We start from the raw sequence: 18,460 nt of genomic DNA on the forward strand, positions 1-18,460 counted from the left end.
GCATCTCGCAGGGCCGCGCCGCCGGCCTCGTGTCGGCGCTCGGCTTTGCGGCCGGCGTGATGTTCCACACCACGCTCGCCGCGTTCGGCGTGGCGGCACTGCTGCGTTCGTCGCCGGTGGCCTTCCACATCCTGAAGTTCGCGGGCGCGGCCTACCTGATCTGGATCGGCATCAAGGCGCTGCGCAGCCAGGGCCTGGCCACGGCCGACGCGCGCGCGCCGCAGCCGCTGCTGACGATCTTCCGGCAGAGCGTGATCGGCAACATGCTGAACCCGAAAGTGACGCTGTTCTTCGTGGTGTTCCTGCCGCAGTTCGTCGATGTGGGCGGCGCGCAGCCGGTGTCGCTGCAGATGTTCGAACTGGGCCTGCTGTTCATGGCGCAGGCGGCCGTGGTGTTCTCGGTGTTCGGCTTGTGCGCGGGGCTGCTCGGCGCCTGGCTCAAGCGCCGGCCGCGCGCGGGTGTCTGGCTCGACCGGCTGGCGGGCGCAACGTTCATCGGGCTCGGCCTGCGCATCGCGTTCAAGGACTGAGCCGCCGCCATGACGTTTTCCTGCATTGCCGCCGCGCGCCGCTTCGATGCGGCCGCGCACGTGCCGTTCGTGATCGCCGGCGAACGCTTCGGCTGGATTCGCCGCCGCGACCTCGACGCGCTGCGCCGCTGGCCCGACGTGTTCGAGATCGACGCCGCGCGCGTCGCGCTCGCGGCCGCGCTCGATACACCCGACACGCGCAGCATGGCGCTCGCCAGCGTGATCGGCGCGCTGGCCGCCGAAGGGCGGATTCCGGGCTGGCGCAACGAGATCTATGCGATCCGCAATCACTTCGACGCGCCGCCGGCTGCCTATATCGAGCGGGCCGCGTCGCGCTTCTTCGGCACGCTGACCTACGCGGTTCACCTGAACGGCATCGTAGAATACGCGGCCGCGCAGCCGCTGCGGATGTGGATCGGGCGGCGCAGCGACACCAAGGCGACCGATCCGGGCATGCTCGACAACGTCGTGGCGGGCGGCATCGGCTGGGGCCTCGGCGTCGAGGACACGCTGGCCAAGGAATGCTGGGAAGAGGCCGGCATCGAAGCCGCGCTGGCCGCCCGCGCGATCGCGGGCCGCACCGTGCATGTGCTCTGCGAGATTCCCGAGGGCACCCAGGCCGAGCAGATCTTTGTCTACGACCTGCCGCTGCCGCACGATTTCGTGCCGCGCAACCAGGACGGTGAAGTGGCCGAGCACCGGCTGGCCGATGCGGCCGAGGTGATCGGCTGGCTCGCGGCCGGCGAGGCGACGATGGACGCGAGCCTCGCGATCCTCGACAGCCTGCTGCGCCATCGCGCGCTGGCCGCCGATGCGGTGCCCGGCATCGATGCGCTGTTCGCGCCGCCGCGCGAGGCCTGAAGCCGGCGCGGCACTGCGCAGCACAGGCTTCAGGCTTTGCACACCGAAACAATCGGCGCCCGCACCTTGCTGCGGGCGCTGCATGGATTCAACCGCTTCAAACGATGGAGGTGCGGTCATGTCGACCGACCATAGCTTTATCCTGAAACTGTCGTGCCCCGACAAGCACGGCATCGTGCACGCCGTATCCGGCTTCCTGTTCGAACGCGATACCAATATCGTCGATTCCGCGCAGTTCGGCGACAGCCGCACCAGCGAATTCTTCATGCGCGTGCATTTCGACCAGGCCACCGGCAGCGATGTCGACGCCACGCTCGACACGCTGCGCACCGATTTCGCGCCGCTCGCCGAGCGCTTCGAGATGCGCTGGGAAATGCATGACGCACGGGCCAAGCCGCGCGTCGTGATCCTGGTGTCGAAGATCGGCCATTGCCTGAACGACCTGCTGTTCCGCTATCGCACCGGCCAGTTGCCGATCGATATCGTCGCGATCGTGTCGAATCACAAGGATTTCTATCAACTGGCGGCCAGCTACGACGTGCCGTTCCACCACTTCCCGCTGATGGCCGGCGCCTCGGCCGAGGCCAAGGCCGCGCAGGAAGCGCGCGTGCTGGACGTGATCGGCGAGCATTCGGCCGACCTGGTGGTGCTGGCGCGCTACATGCAGATCCTGTCGCCGAACATGTGCGAGCAGCTCGCCGGCCGCGCGATCAACATCCATCACTCGTTCCTGCCGAGCTTCAAGGGCGCGAAGCCGTATTACCAGGCCTTCGACCGCGGCGTGAAGCTGATCGGCGCGACCGCGCACTACGTGACCACCGACCTCGACGAAGGCCCGATCATCGAGCAGGAAGTCGAACGCGTGGACCACAGCATGACGCCCGAGCAACTGACGGCGATCGGCCGCGACGTGGAATGCGTGACGCTCGCGCGTGCCGTGAAGTGGCACGTCGAGCACCGGATTCTGCTGAATGGCACCAAGACGGTGGTGTTCCGTTAATTCGGAGAATTGAGCGAACGAGGGCGCGAGGGCGGTACGCGCCGCCCCCGCTTCGTCAGATCAGGCGCAGCGTCGACAGCTCGCGCTTGATATAGGCATAGAAGATCGGCGCGGCAATCACGCCCGGCACGCCGAACGCCGCTTCCATCACGAGCATCGCCAGCAACAATTCCCATGCGCGCGATTCGATCTGGCCGCCGATGATGCGCGCGTTCAGGAAGTATTCGAGCTTGTGGATCACGATCAGGAACGCAAGCGACGCGATCGCCGTGCCCACGCCCACCGACAGCGACACCGCCACGATCATCGTGTTCGAGATCAGATTGCCGATCACCGGCAGCAGCCCGACCATGAACGTGATCAGCACCAGGGTCTTGGACAGCGGCATCTTCACGTGCACGATCGGCAGCACGGCCAGCAGATAAATGGCGGTGAATGCGGCGTTGATCGCCGAGATCTTGATTTGCGCGAACACGATGCGGCGGAACGAATCGGCGAACAGCCCGGCGCGCGTGAGCAGCGCCGTGGAAAGCGGGCGGCGCGCCTTGTTGCGATCCACGCCGATCGCAATCATCGCGCCGATGATCATCCCGAACAGCACATGGCCGAAGATCCGCGCGGCGCTCTTGCCGCCTTGCTGGAGCTGGTCCATGTGCTTCGACATCAGGCCGGTGGCCTTCACCTTCATTTGCGCGGCATCCACCGGCAGCACGTTCGCGAGCCAGCCCGGCACGCGCCCGCGTGCCTGGTCGACCATCTGCATCATCTGGCCCATCAGGCCCTGCAGGTTCGGCACCGTGTGCTCGACGTGCTCGATGATCGCGGCCGTGAGGCCGGCCAGCCCGCCGACGATCACCACCGACAGCAGCACCACGGCGAGCCAGCGCGCGCGCCCGCTCGACATGTGACGCTCGATGGCCGGCGCGATGGCGTGGACGAGTTGGTAGACCAGCAGCCCGGCCAGCAGGCCCGACAGCAGCTTCAGATGGAGCACCAGGAACAGGCCCAGCACGGCGAGGAGGTAGCTGCCGATCTCGATCGCCGACAGCTTCGGCAGGCTGAAGTCGCTCGTCAGCCTGACACTGCGCAGATGAGGCTCGCGTGACGGGGCGTCGCGCGTCGGCTCGGTTTGCTTCTCCATGACGGTTCCTGTTTCGGTCGGTACGGTTCGCGCGCTCGTGGACAAGACGCACGCCGCCCGCATCGCGCGAGTATAGCAACGATTGACGGCGGAAAATGCCGCTGCGGATACCGAGAACAGGGGAGCAATGAACGTGCCGCCGGGCCGGAACGGCCACGGCGGCGGCGGGACTGCGAATTTATTGCTTTGGACGCTTGAGCAGCGGCGCGAGGTATTTGCCGGTGAAGCTGGCCTTGGTTTTCGCGACCTGCTCGGGCGTGCCCTGGGCGATGATCTGCCCGCCGCCGGCGCCGCCTTCCGGCCCGAGGTCGATGACCCAGTCGGAGGTTTTGATGACGTCGAGGTTGTGCTCGATGATGACGACCGTGTTGCCCTGGTCGCGCAGCCGGTGGATCACCTCGAGCAGCAGCGCGATGTCGTGGAAGTGCAGGCCGGTGGTCGGCTCGTCGAGGATGTAGAGCGTGCGGCCGGTGTCGCGCTTGGACAGCTCGAGCGAAAGCTTGACGCGCTGCGCCTCGCCGCCCGACAGCGTGGTGGCCGACTGGCCGAGCCGGATGTAGCCCAGGCCCACGTCGAGCAGCGTCTTGAGCTTGCGCGCCACCACCGGCACCGCGTTGAAGAACGTGTAGGCGTGCTCGACCGTCATGTCGAGCACTTCGCTGATGTTCTTGCCCTTGTACAGCACTTCGAGCGTTTCGCGGTTGTAGCGCTTGCCGTGGCAGACATCGCACGGCACGTAGACATCGGGCAGGAAGTGCATCTCGACCTTCAGCACGCCGTCGCCCTGGCAGGCCTCGCAGCGCCCGCCCTTGACGTTGAACGAGAAGCGGCCCGGATCGTAGCCGCGCTCCTTCGAGGCCGGCACGCCCGAGAACAGCTCGCGGATCGGCGTGAACAGGCCCGTGTAGGTGGCCGGGTTCGAGCGCGGCGTGCGGCCGATCGGCGATTGATCGACGTTGATGACCTTGTCGAAATGCTCGAGGCCCTCGATCGATTCGTACGGCGCCGGTTCGGCCGACGAGCCGTACAGGTGGCGCGCGACGGCCTGATAGAGCGTGTCGTTGATCAGCGTGGACTTGCCCGAACCGGACACGCCGGTGATGCAGGTCAGCAGGCCCACCGGCAGGTCGAGCGAGACGTGCTTGAGGTTGTTGCCGTGCGCGTCGCCGATCCGCAGCATGCGGTCCTCGTCGGGCGCCATGCGCTCGTCGGAGTATTCGATGAACTTCTTGCCGGCCAGATACTGGCCCGTCAGCGAGGCCGGGTTGGCCTGCACCTGCTTCGGCGTGCCTTCGGCGATCACCACGCCGCCGTGCTCGCCGGCGCCCGGCCCCATGTCGACCACGTAATCGGCCGTGCGGATCATGTCCTCGTCGTGCTCCACCACGATCACCGAGTTGCCGAGATCGCGCAGATGCTTGAGCGTGGCGATCAGGCGATCGTTGTCGCGCTGGTGCAGGCCGATCGACGGCTCGTCGAGCACGTACATGACGCCCGTGAGGCCGGAACCGATTTGCGAGGCCAGCCGGATGCGCTGCGCCTCGCCGCCCGACAGCGTTTCGGCGCTGCGTTCGAGCGACAGGTAATCGAGGCCCACGTTATTGAGGAAGGTGAGCCGCGCGACGATTTCCTTGATGACCTTGTCGGCGATCTCGGCCTTCGAGCCGTCGAGCTTGAGGCTGTCGAAATAGCCGAGCGTGTCGCGCAGCGGCCAGCCGCTCACTTCGAAGATGCCGCGCGCCTGCTCGCCCGAGCCGATGCGCACGAAGCGTGCCTCGCGGCGCAGGCGCGTGCCGTCGCAGGCCGGGCACGGCTGGTTGTTCTGGTATTTGGCCAGTTCCTCGCGCACCGCGGCCGAATCGGTCTCGCGGTAGCGGCGCTCCAGGTTCGGGATGATCCCCTCGAACACATGCTCGCGGATCGTCGTGCGACCGCGCTCGTTGATGTACGAGAACGGGATTTCCTGCTTGCCCGAGCCGTACAGCAGGATCTTGCGCACCTTTTCGGGCAGGTCCTCGAAGGCGGCATCGATATCGAACTCGTAGAACGCCGCCAGGCTTTGCAGCATCTGGAAGTAGAACTGGTTGCGCCGGTCCCAGCCCTTGACCGCGCCGGCGGCCAGCGACAGCGACGGATGCGCCACCACCCGCTTCGGGTCGAAGAACGTGATCTGGCCGAGGCCGTCGCATTCCGGGCAGGCGCCCATCGGGTTGTTGAACGAGAACAGGCGCGGCTCGAGCTCCTGCAGCGAATACGAGCAGATCGGGCAGGCGAACTTCGAGCTGAACAGGTGTTCGTGATCGGTATCCATCTCGAGCGCGATCGCGCGGCCGTCGGCCAGGCGCAGCGCCGTTTCGAACGATTCGGCCAGACGCTGCTTCATGTCCGGGCGCACCTTCAGGCGGTCGACCACCACGTCGATGGTGTGCTTGTCGTTCTTCTTGAGCTTCGGCAGCGATTCGACCTCGTAGATCTTCGCCACGCCCTCGTTGGCCGTGCCGCCGCCCGAGCGCACCCGGAACCGCACGAAACCGTGGGCCTGCATCTCCTCGAACAGCTCGGCGTGCTCGCCCTTGCGGTTGGCGACCACCGGAGCGAGGATCATCAGCTTGGTGTCTTCCGGCAACGCCAGCGCCGCGTCGACCATCTGCGAGACGCTTTGCGCCTGCAACGGGATCTCGTGGTCGGGGCAGTAGGGCGTACCGACGCGTGCGTACAAAAGTCGCAGGTAGTCGTGGATTTCCGTGACGGTGCCGACGGTCGAACGCGGGTTGTGCGACGTCGCCTTCTGCTCGATCGAAATCGCCGGGGACAAACCTTCGATCAGGTCGACGTCGGGCTTCTCCATCAACTGAAGAAACTGCCGCGCGTAGGCGGACAGGCTTTCGACGTAGCGCCGCTGCCCTTCCGCATAAAGGGTGTCGAACGCCAACGACGATTTGCCCGATCCCGACAGCCCCGTGATGACCACCAGCTTGTGGCGGGGCAGGTCGAGATTGACGTTCTTCAGGTTGTGGGTGCGTGCCCCACGGATACGGATCTGTTCCATGAACCTGGCGAAAGAGGAGGAAACCAAACCTGCTACTATAACGGCTTTTCGAGACCGTCGTTTCGGGCTCCCGGCTCTTGTTTCGCCTGCCGCGCAGGTGTTTCGGGGCACGCGCTGCGCAGCTTGCGGCGCAGGCGAGGCAACCTGGCGGCGCGACTCGGAGCCGGCCTTATCCCCGCCGCCCGCCTATCGGGCGGATGCCCGCTCAAATCGACCCGCTTCCCCCGATGTCCAATCCGTCCGCTTCCTCCGCTCGCATGAGCGCGCCCGAAATGCGCGCGACCGCCTCGCTTGCCGCGATCTTCGCGCTGCGCATGCTGGGCCTGTTCATGATCATGCCGGTGTTTTCCGTCTACGCGAAAACCATCCCCGGCGGCGACAACGTGCTGCTCGTCGGCCTCGCGCTCGGCGCCTACGGCGTCACGCAATCGATGTTCTACATCCTTTACGGCTGGGCATCCGACCGTTTCGGCCGCAAGCCGGTGATCGCGTTCGGCCTGCTGGTGTTCGCGCTCGGCGCATTCATCGCCGCGTTCGCCCACGACATCACGTGGATCATCGTCGGCCGGGTCGTGCAGGGAATGGGGGCGGTATCGTCGGCGGTGCTGGCGTTCATCGCCGATCTGACCTCGGAGCGCAACCGCACCAAGGCGATGGCGATGGTCGGCGGCTCGATCGGCGTGTCGTTCGCGGTGGCGATCGTGGGCGCGCCGATCGTGTTCCATTGGGTCGGCATGAACGGGCTGTTCACGATCGTCGGCGTGCTCTCGCTGCTGGCGATCGGCGTGGTGTTCTGGGTGGTGCCCGACGCGCCCAAGCCGCCGGTGCACGTGAAGGCGCCGTTCGCCGAGGTGCTGCGCAATACCGAACTGCTGCGCCTGAATTTCGGCGTGCTGGTGCTGCATGCCACGCAAACCGCGCTGTTCCTCGTCGTGCCGCGCCTGCTGGTCGACGCCGGGCTGCCGGTGGCTTCGCACTGGCAGGTGTACCTGCCGGTGATGGGGCTGGCCTTCGTGGCGATGGTGCCGGCCATCATCGTGGCCGAGAAGCGCGGCAAGATGAAGCCGGTGCTGCTCGGCGGCATCGCGTCTATCCTGATCGGCCAGTTGTTGCTCGGCTCCACCCCGCATACGATAGTGATCGTCGCGGCGGTGCTGTTCGTGTACTTCCTCGGCTTCAACATTCTCGAGGCCTCGCAGCCTTCGCTCGTTTCCAAGCTCGCACCGGGTTCGCGCAAGGGCGCGGCCACCGGCGTCTACAACACCACGCAATCGATCGGCCTGGCGCTGGGTGGCGTGGTGGGCGGCTGGCTGCTGAAGACGGGCGGGGCGAACGAGGTGTTTTATACGTGCTCTGCCCTGGTTGCGGTGTGGCTTATAATCGCCGCCAGCATGAAACAGCCGCCGCGCAAGGCCTGACGGGCGTCGCGCGTCGGCTGTTTCGCCGGCCGCCGCGTGGGTTTCGCGCCGGCCGGTTTCGAATCTTTTGGAGAAATACATGGCATCCGTCAACAAGGTCATTCTCGTCGGCAACCTCGGCGCCGACCCCGAAGTGCGTTACCTGCCGAGCGGCGATGCCGTGGCGAACATTCGTCTTGCCACCACCGATCGCTACAAGGACAAGGCAAGCAACGAATTCAAGGAAGTGACCGAGTGGCATCGCGTGGCGTTCTTCGGCCGTCTGGCCGAGATCGTCAACGAGTACCTGAAGAAGGGCTCGGCGGTGTACATCGAAGGGCGCCTGCGTACCCGCAAGTGGCAAGGCCAGGACGGCCAGGATCGCTACTCCACCGAAATCGTCGCGGACCAGATGCAAATGCTCGGCGGCCGTGGCGGCGCGGGCGGCGGCGGCGGTGGTGACGATGGCTACGGCGGCGGTGGTGGCGGTGGTTATGGCGGTGGCAGTGGTGGCGGCAGCCGCGGCGGCGACATGGAGCGCGGCGGTGGCGGTGGCCGTGCATCCGGTGGCGGCGGCGGTGCGCGCAGCAGCGGCGGTGGTGGCGGTGGCGGTTCGAGCCGTCAGAGCCAGCCGCCGTCGGGCGGCGGTTTCGACGAGATGGACGACGATATCCCGTTCTGATCGGCAACTCTCCATCTGTTGTAGAAAGGCCTCGATTGCGCATCGAGGCCTTTTTTATTGCCTGCCGTGACGCCGCCGCACTTTCCTCAAGCCGACGACGGTGCCTTCAAGATCCGCCACAGCGTCGTGCGTCCGATCCCGAGCGCCCGGCTCGCCGCGGCGCGATTGCCGCCATGCGCCGCGAGCGCCTGCTCGATGTCCTCGCGCGTGACCGGCGCTTGCCGAGCCTGAACCCCTTCGCGCGTCGCGTCATCGTCATGCTCCGGCGATAACGGCCCATCCTCCGCCCCGAACTCCGGAAAAATCTCGGCCAACAACGCCGACACCGACGCATCCCCCTCATCCTCCGCAGCAAACAGCGCCGCCCGCGCCAGCAGGTTCTCCAGCTCCCGCACGTTCCCCGGCCACGCGTAACGCGCGAAATACGGCGCGAACCACGCGAGCACGCGCTCGACCGAGCCCGGCGCCAACGCGTAACGCGCCGCCGTCGCCCGCAACAGGTGCCGCGCGAGCGCCGCGATATCCTCCCGCCGCTCGCGCAGCGCCGGCAGCGCGATATTCAGCAGGTTGAGCCGGAAATACAGATCGGCCCGAAAGCTCCCCTCCGCCACCATCGCGCGCAAATCGCGGTGCGTCGCGGCGATCACGCGGATATCCACCGGCGTCGCGCGGCTCGCGCCGAGCTTCATCACTTCGCGCTCCTGCAACACGCGCAGCAGCCGGCTTTGCAGCGCGGCCGGCATCTCGCCGATCTCGTCGAGGAACAGCGTGCCGGTGTGAGCCGTCTCGATCAGGCCCGGCTTGCCGCCGCGTCGCGCGCCCGTGAACGCGCCTTCCTCGTGGCCGAACAGCTCGCTCTCGATCAGCCCGTCGGGCAGCGCGGCGCAGTTGAACGCGACGAACGGATTGCCGCGCCGCGGGCTTGCGTTGTGGATGCCCTGCGCGACCAGCTCCTTGCCGGTGCCGCTTTCCCCGGTCAACAGAACCGTGGCGTCGTGCCGGGCGCTGATCGTCGCGAGCCGGCGCACGCGCGTCATGGCGGCCGATTCGCCCACCAGGTCGCCCAGCTCGTAGCGGGCGACCAGATGGCGCGGGCGCTGGGTCGTGCGCAGCGAGCGGTCGATGCGCTGCGCGACGAGCGCGTCCTGCACCGTCACGACCGTGCCCGAGCGCACGCCCTGCTCGACGATCGGCACGCCGCCGACGATCAGCGAACGCCCGCCGATCTGCTGGATTCGCTCGTCGACGGGCGCGTCGCTGCCGGCCACTTCGCGCAGCAGCGGGCCGACCGCGCGTTCGAGCTGGGCGGCCACGTCGCTGCCGCGATCGAGGTTCAGCAGGTGGAGCATCGCCGGGTTCACGGCTTCGAGCTGCCCGGCATCGTCGAACGCGGCCACGCCGTCGCGCAGGTGCGAAACGATGGTGTTCAGGCGTACCCGCTTCGATTCCTTCTGACGGCTCACGCGCGCCAGTTCGACCGAGCGCTCGAACGCCTCGCCCACCGCGCCGAGCGAGTACAGGAACACGCTTTCGAGGCCGGCCGCCTGCGCCAGATCGCAGGCCATGCCCGGCCCGATGATCACGCGGCAGCCCGACGCGGCCAGCGTTTCGACGGCGGTGCGCACCTCGTCGACGGTGCGGTAGGCGCGCTGCGTCAGGCGCAGCTTGAGCCATGCGCCGAGATCGGCCAGTTCATGCGACACGCTCTCGTGCAGGACCAGCCCGATCGCCTCGCCGGGCCAGGTGGCGTTGGCGTGCGTGATGGCCGCGAGCACGTCGAAGCCGTTCACGCGCACGACCACCACCGGCACGTTCAGGTTGTCGCGCAGATACGCGCCGTTCGAGCCGGCGGCCAGCACGACATCCACCGTGCCGGCCTCGATGGCCGGCTGCAAGGCCGCGACGGCGTTGCCATAGCCCTCGCGGATATAGATCAGGCGCGCCTGATCGTCGTAGCGCGGCGCGACGGTCGCGAACAGATGCTGCAGGCGGCTGATGCTGACGAGCGCGATGGCCGGTCGGCCCTGGCGCGCGGGCAAATTGGGCGAGGACATGGGCGTGGCGGCGAAATGAAGGTGGAACGTTCGTGAAACGTTTCGATGCGCTCGAAAACGTTTCGCGGATTTTGCCATGAAACGCATCGAGCGAAATCCGGCCGCCATTCGCTGCCGTCAGGCCCCGCCAGGTCGCTTTCCGCCGTGCTCCACGGCGAAACGTGCCATTGGCACGTTTTTCGCAATCACAGGGCCGGACCAACCCACCTTCATCATCAGGAACTTGCCATGTCTTCCTCCGCAAACGTGCGACGCGCCGCGTTCCGCACCAAGGTCAACGAACGCCGCGGCCTGCTCGTGCCGGGCGCCTTCAACGCGATGAGCGCGCGCGTCATCGAGGATGCCGGTTTCGAGGCGCTGTATCTGACGGGCGCCGGCGTCACCAACATGTCGTTCGGCCTGCCGGATCTCGGCTTCATCGGCCTGAGCGACATCGCCGAGCACACGGCGCGGGTGCGCGATGCGGTCGACCTGCCGCTGATCGTCGATGCCGACACGGGCTTCGGCAACGCGCTGAACGTGCGTCACACGGTTCGCACGCTGGAGCGCAGCGGCGCGGACGCGATCCAGTTCGAGGATCAGGTGATGCCGAAGAAGTGCGGCCATTTCAACAACAAGGAAGTGATCGGCCGCAGCGAGATGGTCGGCAAGATCCGCGCGGCGGTGGATGCGCGCGACGACGCCAACCTGCTGATCATGGCGCGCACCGACGCGGCGGCCGTGCACGGCATCGAGGACGCCATCGAGCGCGGCCACGCGCTGATCGAGGCCGGCGCGGACATCCTGTTCATCGAGGCGACCGAGCGGCTGGAGGACATCGAGCGCCTGCCGAAGCTGATCGACGCCCCGCAGCTCATCAACATCGTGATCGGCGGCAAGACGCCGGTGCAGTCGCGCGACACGCTGGCCGGCCTCGGCTACGCGCTCGTGCTGTACGCGAACGCGGCGCTGCAAGGCGCGCTGGTCGGCATGCAGCGCGCGCTCGGCCAGTTGAGCGCCAACGGCCGGCTCGACGAGGACCCGTCGATCGTCGCGCCGTTCGCCGAGCGCCAGCGCCTTGTCAACAAGCCGTTCTACGACCAGCTCGATCGCGAGTACGCCCCGAAGGGCTGAACTCGACGATCCGGAGCACATATAAGAGGAGACAACATGACGAACCCGCGGGATCTTGAGATCGGCGCTGCGCCCGGTACGGCGGCGCACGCGACAGCGGCCGCATCGGCGCCGGCCCCGACGATCCGCTCGATCGTCGGCGGCCTGGCCGGCAACCTGATCGAGTGGTACGACTTTCTCGCGTACAGCATCTTTTCGATCTATTTCGCGAAGGCGTTCTTCCCGAGCGACAAGCCGACAGTACAACTGATGAATACCGCGGCGATCGCGGCGGTGGGCTACGTGGCGCGGCCGCTGGGAAGCTGGCTGGTCGGGCTGTATGCCGACCGGCATGGGCGCAAGAAGGCGCTGACCTGGTCGGTGACGGCGATGTGCGTGGGTTCGCTGATGATCGCCGTGACGCCCGATTACGCGACGATCGGCGTGCTCGCGCCGATCGTGCTGATCGCGGCGCGGCTGTTGCAAGGCCTCAGCATGGGCGGCGAATACGGCACCAGCGCCACGTACCTGAGCGAAATCGCGCCGCCGAACCGGCGCGGCTTCTATCTGGGCTTCCTGCAGGTCAGCGTGGTGGCGGGGCAACTGGTGGCGCTCGCGCTGATGCTCGTCATGCAGAACCTGCTGATGAGCGGCGCGCAGATCGAACGCTGGGGCTGGCGCGTGCCGTTCCTGATCGGCGGCGCGCTCGCCTTGTTCGCGCTGTACATGCGTCGCAACGTGACCGAATCGGATGCGTTCCGTCGCGCCGCGCGCGAGGGCGGCCCGTCGGTGGCGCGGCAGTTGCTCGATCATTGGCCGCAGATCCTGCTGGCGATCGGCATCACGATCGGCGGCACGGTGGGCTTCTACACGTTCACCGTGTACATGCAGAAATACCTCGTGAACACGGTGGGCCTGACGAAGGAAACCTCCACGCTGGTGTCGACCGCCGCGCTGCTGCTCTACATGCCGTTGCAGCCGCTGTTCGGGCTTGCATCCGACGTGTTCGGGCGGCGCGCCGTGCTGATCTGCTTCGGCCTGTCGACGACGCTGTTCTCGGTGCCGCTGTTTACGGCGCTGAGTCACACGCACAGCGCGCTGATCGCGTTCCTGCTGTCGTTCGCGGGGCTCGTGATGTTGAGCGGCTTCACGTCCGTGCACATGCTGGCGAAAACCGAGCTGTTCCCGGTGCGGATTCGTGCGCTCGCGGTGGGCCTGCCGTACGCGCTGACCACGGCGATCCTCGGCGGCACGACGGAATTCGTCGCGCTGCGCTTCAAGGCGAGCGGCCACGAACAGTACTTCTACTGGTACGTGACGGCCTGCGCGGCGATCTCGTTGATCGTCTATTTGCGCATGCCGGAAACACGCGTCAGGCAGGCCGCTGCCTGAGGCCAAACCGAATGGGCATCCGAGCGCCGGGCCGGTTTGCCGCATCGTTTGGGCGCGCCGGAAGACCGGCGTGATTGCATCGGTCTCCGAAACAAGCCCGTGGTGCCGTACGGACGTGCGGCGTCACGCCGATGTTGTTTCGTTCTCCATCACAATATTTTCGATTCTGATCCGTCGTCACGGGCAGGGCATGCTGCCCTCCCGATTCGAGGCCCGGCGGCTCCGGTCGGGAAACGATAAAATGCCGCTCTGCCGTCCGCCCTGGACGCAGCGACACGACCGCGTGGCGATCCTGCGCGAGCCGTGTCGAATCGCGCACGCTACCCGGAAACGTCGTCATGGAATATATCGATAGCCTGCGTATCTTCTGTTCGGTCGTCGAGGCGCGCGGCTTTACCCGTGCCGCCGACATGCTCGGCCTGTCCACCCCGGTCGTGTCGCGTGCGATCGCCGCGCTCGAGAAGCGGCTCGGCGTTCGCCTGTTCAATCGCACCACGCGGCAGATCTCGCTGACCGAAGCGGCCGAGCAGTTCTACGAAGGTTGTGTGCGCGTGATCGCCGATCTCGATGCGCTGGAAGAGGGCGCGTCCACGCAGGCACGCGAGCCCACCGGCGTGCTGCGCGTGATCTCGCACGCGACGGCCACCATGCACCGGCTGCAGCCGCTGATCGCCAGCTACAAGCTCAAGTATCCGAAGGTGAACATCGACGTGACGCTGGCCGAACGGCCGGTCGATCTGGTCGCGGAAGGCTACGACATCGGCCTGCTGCTGCCGTTCATGCTGACCTCGGACACCGTCGTCACGCGCCTGATGGAGCTGATCCCGTTCGAACTGGTGGCCTCGCCCGAATACCTGGCGCGCCATTCGGCGCCCACCCACCCGTCGCAGATCGCCGACCACCTGGTGGTGGCGTTCTCCACCTCGATACGCAAGCCCGAGCTGCGCTTCGGCGTGGACGGCGAGACGCTGACGGTGCCGTTCCGCTACGAGATCGAGTCGAACAACGCGCCGTTCAATCTCGGCATGGTGCTGCAAGGTTTCGGGATCGGCATGCTGCCCAGTTCGGTGGTGGCGGCCGACCGCGAAGCGGGCCGGCTGGTGCCGGTGCTGCCGGAATATTCGCTGGTCGACATGGGCGCGGAGATCCGGCTTGCTTACAGTTCCCGTACATTGATGCCGGCCAAAGTTCGCAGCTTCATCGAGCATACGGTCGCGTTCTTCGAAACCGCGTCGCCGCCCGTCCCGCGCTGAGCCTTTCCAGGCGGGCGTTTCGCCCAAATTCATCCGGATCAAATGGCGTGCCTCGGGGCCGCGAACGTCGTGAATGTGTTAAATGCTTGCCGGGTCGATTCTTGTCGCGACAGTGATAATTGATTGCTTTCCATGGCATTGCTGACCCGGCCCCTCATCTCTAGTCTGTGCGCATGCACAGAGAATCTTCCGAAACAGACCATTGTTTTGCGATGCGTCAGGCCGCGCGACATGTCTCGCGGTTTTACGAGCTGTATCTGTCGCAAGCCGGCGTCACGCTTTCGCAGTTCTGCATCCTCCGCTCGCTCGGCGATTCGGTGAGCACCACGATGGCGGAGCTGGCGCGCGCCACGGCAACCGACCGCACGACGCTGGTTCGCACGCTGAAACCGTTGCTGGGCGCGGCGTTGATCGTTCAGGCGCCGAGCGAGGGCGCGCGCCGGCAGCGGTTTGCGCTGACGCTCGAAGGGCAGCGCAAGCTGGGCGACGCGATGCGTCATTGGCGTGCCGCGCAGGCCGCGTTCGAGAGCCGGTTCGGCTTGCGGCGCGCGCAGGCGCTCGATGTCGAACTGTTTGCCGCAGCACGCGAATGCGTGCCCGGGGGAGCGCCTGCATGAAACCGTTGCAATTGCCGCCGCAGGCACTGACCGTGCCGGCCGACGAATTCGGCGCGAGCCTCGGCTACCTGCTCACGCAAACCCACGCGCGCCTCGCGCTGCGAATCAACCAGCGCGCGCAGGCCGAACTCGGCGTGACGGGCGTGCAGGGCAAGATGCTGTACCTGCTGGCCGCCGGCCGTTGCGAGACGGCCGCCGATCTCGCCCGCGACTGCTGCGTGGACGCCAGCGCGATCACGCGCGTGCTCGACCGCGTCGAAGTGCGCGGGCTGCTGACCCGGGAGCGCGATCGCGACGATCGACGCATCGTGCGGCTGGTGCCGACCGAAACGGGCCGCGCGCTCGCCGAGGCGATGCCGGCGCTCTATGCCGGCGTGATCGACGAAGCGCTCGTGGGCCTGGTGCCCGAGGAAGTCGGCTCGTTGAAGCGGATGCTGCACCGCATCCTCGAAAACGGCGCTTGAGCTTGCGCACGGTGCGTATTGGGTCCTCGTCGTGCGTTCTATTAGTTGTCTAGTCCATCAATCCAGGGGAGCTGTTCTTATGAAACTCGTTACAGGCACGACGTTGCGCCGCGGAGCCGCACGATGAGCGCGCGGGCCAAGCCGATGCCGCTGCGCGCGATCCGCGCGGCGGCGCTGTCGGCCGTTGCCGCGTTCGCCCTGGCCGGTTGCGCCAACTACATCGGCATCCACAGCGACAAGCAGATCGAGCCGGCCTCGCAACTCGAAGCGACCCAGAGCCTGCCCGCCGAGGGCGGCCAATGGCCGACGCTCGATTGGGCGCAGCAGTTCGGCGATCCGCAACTGCCGCAACTGATCGCCGAGGCGCTCGACGGCAACCCGACCATCGCGCAGGCGCAGGCGCGGCTGGCCAAGGCGTCGTCGTATATCGAGACGTCGCGCGCGGCGCTGATGCCGAAGGTCGAGGGCAGCTATTCCTGGACGCGCGAGCTGTATTCGGGCAACGGCCTGTACCCGCCGCCCTATGGCGGCAGCTGGTACAGCGAGAACAACGTGCTGGCGAGCGCGACGTGGGAGCTGGACCTGTGGGGCAAGAACCGTCAGCGGCTGCGCTCGGCGGTGTCGCAGCAGCGGGCGGCGCAGGCCGAATTCCAGCAGGCGCGCGTGACGCTCGCCGTGTCGGTCGCGCGCAGCTACAACCAGCTTGCGCAGCTCTATGCACTGCGCGACATCGCCCAGCGTGAGATCGACAACCGCCAGACGGTCGGCAAGATCACCGAAGGGCGCGTGGGCGCGGGCCTCGACACCAGCGTCGAGCGGCAGACCGCGCGCGGCAACGTGGCGACCAGCCAATCCTCGCTGTCCGATCTCGACGGCCAGATCACCGTCACCCGCTATCAATTGGCGGCGCTGCTCGGCAAGGGCCCGGACCGCGGCCTGAAGATCGCCGTGCCGGTGCTGAAGCCGGGCGGGGCGGTCGATCTGCCCGGCAACATTCCGGCCGATCTGGTGGCGCGCCGGCCCGACCTGGTGGCCGCGCGCTGGCAGGTGGAAGCGGCGATGCACGACGTGAAGGAGGCGAAGGCCGAATTCTTCCCCGACGTGAACCTCGCGGCGGGCTTCGGTTTCGATGCGTTCGGCTGGGGCCAGTTCTTGAAATTCGCGAGCCGCCAGGCGCAGTTCGGGCCGGCCGTGCACCTGCCGATCTTCGATGCCGGCGCATTGCGCGCGCAGTTGAAAGGGCGCTACGCCGATTTCGATCTGAGCGTCGCGAACTACAACCAGACGCTGATCGGCGCGCTCAACGACGTGGCCACGCAAGTGGCGACGATCCGCTCGATCGACCGGCAGATGGGCGATGCGCAGCGTGCGCTGGACGCCTCGGCGCGCGCCTACGATCTCGCCGTGGTGCGCTACAAGGCCGGCCTCGCGCCGCAGTTGCTGGTGCTCAGTGCCGACGTCAACCGCCTGAGCGCCGAGCAGACCGTCACGAACCTCGTGATGCGCCGCCGCGACATGCAGATCGGCCTGATCAGCGCGCTGGGCGGCGGCTTCGACGCGAGCGGTTCGCCGCTCGCCGCGCCGGATGCGGCGTCGGCACCGGCCCCCGTGTCGGCTCCGGCCCCGGCCGCCGAGCCGGTCACGGCAGCATCGGCCCCGGCCGCCGGCTGAGTTTCCCGCAGTTCCAGTACCAATTCGAATCGACAAGCAGAGCCCGTCGCGCCGCAGCGCGGCGTGACGGGCGCAGACGGAGAACCTCGCGATGAGCGAACCCCAGCAACAAGCCGCGGCGCCCGCCGCGCAGAACGGCAAGCGCAAGCGGATGATGGCGCTGCTCGCCGTCGTGGTCGTGATCGCCGCGGTCGCCTACGGCCTTTACTACTTCCTGGTCGCACGCTTCCATGAAGACACCGACGACGCCTACGTGAACGGCAACATCGTGCAGATCACGCCGCAGGTCACGGGCACCGTGATCGCGGTCAACGCGGACGACACGCAATCGATCCGCGAAGGCGAGCCGCTCGTCAAGCTCGATCCGGCCGACGCGGCGATCTCGCTGCAATCGGCCGAGGCGAACCTCGCGCAGACCGTGCGCCGCGTGCGCGGCATGTATGCCGACGACGACCAGTTCCGCGCCCAGGTCACGCAGCGCGAATCCGATCTGTCGAAGGCGCAGGACGACCTGCGCCGCCGCGTCGCGGTCGCGCAGACGGGCGCCGTCTCGCAGGAAGAAATCTCGCACGCCCGCGACGCCGTGAAGGCCGCGCAGGCCTCGCTCGACGCCACCAAGCAGCAGCTCGCGGCGAACGTGGCGCTGACCGCCAACACTACCGTCAGCAACCATCCGGACGTGCTGGCCGCCGCCGCACGGGTGCGCGACGCCTATCTGGCGAACGCCCGCAACACGCTGCCGGCGCCGGTCACGGGCTACGTGGCGAAGCGCTCGGTGCAGGTCGGCCAGCGCGTCTCGCCCGGCACGCCGCTGATGTCGGTGGTGCCGCTCGGCCAGATCTGGGTGGACGCGAACTTCAAGGAAGTGCAACTGACGCACATGCGCATCGGCCAGCCGGTCGAGGTGACGGCCGACGTGTACGGCTCGTCGGTCAAGTATCACGGCAAGGTAGTGGGCTTCTCGGCCGGCACCGGCTCGGCGTTCTCGCTGCTGCCCGCGCAGAACGCCACCGGCAACTGGATCAAGGTCGTGCAGCGCCTGCCGGTGCGTGTCGCGCTCGATCCCAAGGAGCTCGAACAGCATCCGCTGCGCATCGGCCTGTCGATGCAGGTCGACGTGAATATCCAGGACGAGAGCGGCGGCCAGTTGGGCGGCGTGCAGAACACCGTCTACCAGACCGACGTGTTCGCGAAGTACGGCGACGAGGCCGATGCCGAAATCGCCCGTATCATCGCGGAGAACGCGGCCGGCGGCCC

General features: G+C 67.1%; 15 protein-coding genes. 12 read left to right on the forward strand and 3 right to left on the reverse strand.

The genetic code is table 11. The features are described from left to right. The 3 genes from ACYP33_RS29185 to purU form a co-directional block, all read left to right on the forward strand. Nucleotides 1-530: LysE family translocator (locus ACYP33_RS29185; RefSeq protein WP_459624834.1), on the forward strand; the 530-nt coding region annotated here is incomplete at its 5' end. A gap of 9 nt (nucleotides 531-539) precedes the next feature. Next, the gene (locus ACYP33_RS29190; protein ID WP_459624835.1) at nucleotides 540-1,391 is read left to right on the forward strand and encodes an NUDIX hydrolase; all 852 of its coding nucleotides are present in this window, start codon (nucleotides 540-542) and stop codon (nucleotides 1,389-1,391) included. A gap of 118 nt (nucleotides 1,392-1,509) precedes the next feature. Continuing rightward, nucleotides 1,510-2,391, forward strand: coding sequence for a formyltetrahydrofolate deformylase (gene purU / locus ACYP33_RS29195; protein WP_414443103.1), 882 nt, complete (start codon nucleotides 1,510-1,512; stop codon nucleotides 2,389-2,391). A 55-nt stretch (nucleotides 2,392-2,446) separates the two neighbouring features. Here purU and ACYP33_RS29200 read toward each other — a convergent pair whose 3' ends face one another. Together ACYP33_RS29200 and uvrA are read right to left on the reverse strand one after the other, a co-directional pair. Continuing rightward, a complete protein-coding gene (locus ACYP33_RS29200) occupies nucleotides 2,447-3,532 on the reverse strand; it encodes an AI-2E family transporter (protein ID WP_414450975.1) in 1,086 nt (361 codons plus the stop codon). Between the two features lie 178 nt (nucleotides 3,533-3,710). Continuing rightward, nucleotides 3,711-6,581, reverse strand: coding sequence for an excinuclease ABC subunit UvrA (gene uvrA / locus ACYP33_RS29205; protein ID WP_414450976.1), 2,871 nt, complete (start codon nucleotides 6,579-6,581; stop codon nucleotides 3,711-3,713). A gap of 227 nt (nucleotides 6,582-6,808) precedes the next feature. Between uvrA and ACYP33_RS29210 the strand changes: the two genes are divergently transcribed. Next, nucleotides 6,809-7,999 carry an MFS transporter gene (locus tag ACYP33_RS29210; RefSeq protein ID WP_459624836.1) on the forward strand — a complete coding sequence of 397 codons (1,191 nt, stop codon included), beginning with the start codon at nucleotides 6,809-6,811 and terminating at the stop codon, nucleotides 7,997-7,999. Nucleotides 8,000-8,078: 79 nt separating this feature from the next. Beyond that, a complete protein-coding gene (locus ACYP33_RS29215; RefSeq protein WP_459624837.1) occupies nucleotides 8,079-8,660 on the forward strand; it encodes a single-stranded DNA-binding protein in 582 nt (193 codons plus the stop codon). An 86-nt stretch (nucleotides 8,661-8,746) separates the two neighbouring features. On the opposite strand, the gene prpR is transcribed toward ACYP33_RS29215, so the two are convergent. Continuing rightward, nucleotides 8,747-10,714, reverse strand: coding sequence for a propionate catabolism operon regulatory protein PrpR (gene prpR, locus ACYP33_RS29220; RefSeq protein ID WP_459624838.1), 1,968 nt, complete (start codon nucleotides 10,712-10,714; stop codon nucleotides 8,747-8,749). A 228-nt stretch (nucleotides 10,715-10,942) separates the two neighbouring features. Between prpR and ACYP33_RS29225 the strand changes: the two genes are divergently transcribed. The 7 genes from ACYP33_RS29225 to ACYP33_RS29255 all read left to right on the forward strand — a co-directional run. Continuing rightward, on the forward strand, nucleotides 10,943-11,827 hold the full coding sequence (locus ACYP33_RS29225) for an isocitrate lyase/PEP mutase family protein (protein ID WP_414443097.1): 885 nt from the start codon (nucleotides 10,943-10,945) through the stop codon (nucleotides 11,825-11,827). Nucleotides 11,828-11,863: 36 nt separating this feature from the next. Next, nucleotides 11,864-13,198 carry an MFS transporter gene (locus ACYP33_RS29230; RefSeq protein ID WP_459624839.1) on the forward strand — a complete coding sequence of 445 codons (1,335 nt, stop codon included), beginning with the start codon at nucleotides 11,864-11,866 and terminating at the stop codon, nucleotides 13,196-13,198. Between the two features lie 338 nt (nucleotides 13,199-13,536). Next, nucleotides 13,537-14,451 carry a LysR family transcriptional regulator gene (locus ACYP33_RS29235; protein ID WP_414450980.1) on the forward strand — a complete coding sequence of 305 codons (915 nt, stop codon included), beginning with the start codon at nucleotides 13,537-13,539 and terminating at the stop codon, nucleotides 14,449-14,451. A gap of 212 nt (nucleotides 14,452-14,663) precedes the next feature. Next, complete coding sequence (locus ACYP33_RS29240; protein WP_459624840.1) at nucleotides 14,664-15,068, forward strand: MarR family winged helix-turn-helix transcriptional regulator; 405 nt, start codon at nucleotides 14,664-14,666, stop codon at nucleotides 15,066-15,068. Continuing rightward, entirely contained in the window at nucleotides 15,065-15,532 is a 468-nt protein-coding gene (locus ACYP33_RS29245; protein WP_459624841.1) for a MarR family winged helix-turn-helix transcriptional regulator, read from the forward strand. The genes ACYP33_RS29240 and ACYP33_RS29245 overlap by 4 nt, the downstream gene beginning before the upstream one ends. A gap of 123 nt (nucleotides 15,533-15,655) precedes the next feature. Next, nucleotides 15,656-17,203 (forward strand): efflux transporter outer membrane subunit, encoded by a 1,548-nt coding sequence (locus ACYP33_RS29250; RefSeq protein ID WP_459624842.1) that lies wholly within the window; start codon nucleotides 15,656-15,658, stop codon nucleotides 17,201-17,203. Nucleotides 17,204-17,294: 91 nt separating this feature from the next. After that, nucleotides 17,295-18,460, forward strand: a 1,166-nt coding sequence (locus ACYP33_RS29255) for an EmrA/EmrK family multidrug efflux transporter periplasmic adaptor subunit (protein WP_459624843.1), incomplete at its 3' end; no start/stop codon positions are given.

This window comes from Burkholderia sp. 3C (assembly GCF_054589155.1).